Below are 2,868 nucleotides of genomic sequence, written 5' to 3' on the forward strand. Positions count from 1 at the left end.
GGCGCGGGGCGGGCGCGGCGCGGGCGCGGGCGTGAGCGCGGGTGCGGATGCGGCGTGGGCGCGGGGCGGGTCGGTGGGGTGGACGGGTGTGTTCGGGTGTGTGGGAAATGCAGGTGACCGTGCGGGAGTTCTTGATCTACCTTGGGGACATGGATGTGACCTGCGAGCGGATCGGTGGGCCGCGCTTCGCGTTCGGCGACCGGCCGCGGAGTGGGCATCCGTCGACGAATCGGGAGCCGTGGAAGGGCCGTTGGCCTGATTGCTCCGGGTCGCCTCGCGGCTGAGCCGGCGTCGGTGAGTGGTGCGACGACACATGTTGCGCCGACCGCCGACCCGCGGTTGACCAGCCGCCCCCGAGTCGACCCGAAGGCCGCCGCCCCGCGCCGAGCCCGGTTCGTCCGGGCTCGGCCCGCGCCCGCGCCCTGATCCTCCTTCGACCGACCGCGCCGCGCCTCGCGCCGTGCCGGTTCCGGCGCACCCGCACGCCCGCCGATCGGCGGCGTCACCGTCGGTGTCGCCGACCGACGCGTGTGGTCCGCCCATGGGTCGATGGGGTGTGTCCGGTCGCGCGCACCGGTCCCGGCGGCCATCGCACCCCGGCATGCCGCCGTCCGATGAAATCCGTTGCCCCTCCGTGCCGTTCAGGCAGCACGCCCGGTCGGGTCGCGGAGTGATGGCGGCTGCCCGGATTCGTCACCAGCCATCCCATCGAGCAGGAGAGAAGACTCCGTCATGACCACAACCGCCCGCGACCTCGCCGGCATCCGCAACATCGGGATCATGGCCCACATCGACGCCGGCAAGACCACCACGACCGAGCGCATCCTGTTCTACACGGGCGCCTCGCACCGGATCGGCGAAGTCCACGACGGCACCACCACGACGGACTGGATGCCGCAGGAGCGCGACCGCGGCATCACCATCACCTCCGCCGCGATCACCTGCGACTGGGCCCTGGACGGGGTGAGTCACCGGATCAACCTCATCGACACACCCGGCCACGTCGACTTCACCGTCGAGGTGGAGCGTTGCCTGCGGGTGCTCGACGGCGCGGTCACCGTCTTCGACGGGGTCGCCGGCGTCGAGCCGCAGTCCGAGACGGTGTGGCGACAGGCGGACCGCTACCGGGTGCCCCGGATCTGCTTCGTCAACAAACTCGACCGCACCGGCGCCGAGTTCCATCGTTGCGTCGAGATGATCGGCGAACGACTGGGCGCGGTGGCCCTGGTCGTGCAGTTGCCGATCGGTGCCGAGGCCGACTTCCGCGGCGTGGTCGACCTGGTCCGCATGCGCGCCCTGGTGTGGCCCGCCGAGAGTGCGCTCGGCGACGCCTACGACGACGTCGAGATCCCGGCCGCGCACCTGGCGACCGCGCTCACCTGGCGGGCTCGGCTCGTGGAGACCGTGGCCGAACACGACGAGGCGATGTTGGAACTGTTCCTGGCGGGCGAGGAGCCCACCGAGGCGCAGTTGCACGCCGCGATCCGCCGGATCACCATCGCCTCGGGCTCCGAGGAAGGTCGCACCGTCACCCCGGTCCTGTGTGGAACCGCTTTCAAGAACAAGGGAGTTCAGCCACTGCTCGACGCCGTCGCGCGCTACCTGCCGTCGCCGCTGGACGTGGCCGCGATCGTGGGCCGCGCGGTCGACGCGGCGCGGACCGATGTCGAGCGCCGGCCGTCGGACGAACAACCGCTGGCGGCACTGGCGTTCAAGATCGCCAGTGATCCGCACCTGGGCAAGCTGACCTTCGTCCGGGTCTACTCGGGCCGGCTCACCGCCGGCGACCAGGTGCAGAATCCGGTCAAGGGCCGCAAGGAACGAATCGGCAAGATCTACCGGATGCACGCCGACAAACGAGAGGAGATCGCGTCGGTGGGCGCCGGCGACATCGTCGCGGTGATGGGGCTGCGGCAGACCACCACCGGCGAGACGCTGTGCGACCCGGCGCACCCGGTGATCCTGGAATCGATGGACTTCCCGGTACCGGTGCTGGAGGTGGCGATCGAGCCCGGTTCCCGCGCGGACCGGGAGAAACTGGGCGTCGCGATCCAGCGCCTGGCCGAGGAGGACCCGTCCTTCCGGGTCAAGACCGACCGGGAGACCGGCCAGACCATCGTCTCGGGCATGGGCGAACTGCACCTGGAGGTGCTGGTGGACCGCATGCGACTGGAGTTCGACGTCGTGGCCGACGTCGGCCGGCCCCGGGTCGCCTACCGCGAGACGGTGTGCGCGTCGGTGGCCGCACACGACTACACCTATCGCAAGCAGACCGGCGGCAAGGGCCAGTACGCCAAGGTCCGGATCGCCATCGAACCACTGGAGGGAGAAGGCTACGAGTTCATCGACAAGGTCACCGGCGGGCGCATCCCGAAGGAGTACATCCCGTCGGTGGACGCGGGCTGCCGAGCCGCGATGGAGTTCGGTGTACTGGCCGGATATCCGCTCACCGGCCTTCGGGTCACCCTGCTCGACGGCGACTTCCACGACGTCGACTCGTCCGAGATGGCCTTCCGGATCGCCGGATCGCTGGCCTTCAAGGAGGCCGCGCGGCTGGCGGCGCCGGCGCTGCTCGAACCGACGATGGCGGTCGAGGTCACCACGCCCGAGGACTACCTCGGTGAGGTCATCGGCAACCTCAACGCCCGGCGTGGACAGGTCGCCACGATGACCGAGCGCTCCGGCGCCAAGGTCGTCACCGCGCTGGTGCCGCTGGCCGAGATGTTCGGCTACGTGGGCGACCTGCGCGGGCGGACCTCGGGGCGGGCGAGCTACACGATGAAGTTCGACTCGTACGCCCGAGTGCCCGGGAACGTCGCCGCGGCGATCCTGGCCAAGGCGGGCACCGCGTAGTCGCCGCCGGGGTGC

1 protein-coding gene is annotated in these 2,868 nt (G+C 70.7%); it reads left to right on the forward strand.

Annotation, left to right across the window (positions count from 1 at the left end):
- Nucleotides 1-732: 732 nt before the first annotated feature.
- The gene (gene fusA / locus ACFXMF_RS47355; RefSeq protein WP_379992268.1) at nt 733-2,853 is read left to right on the forward strand and encodes an elongation factor G; all 2,121 of its coding nucleotides are present in this window, start codon (nt 733-735) and stop codon (nt 2,851-2,853) included.
- Nucleotides 2,854-2,868 lie beyond the last annotated feature (15 nt).

Source organism: Embleya sp. NPDC059213 (assembly GCF_042754445.1).
Lineage (GTDB): Bacteria > Actinomycetota > Actinomycetes > Streptomycetales > Streptomycetaceae > Embleya.

Coding starts and splice junctions, on each gene's coding strand:
- fusA (WP_379992268.1), top strand. CDS start 733: ATGACCACAACCGCCCGCGACCTCGCCGGCATCCGCAACATCGGGATC.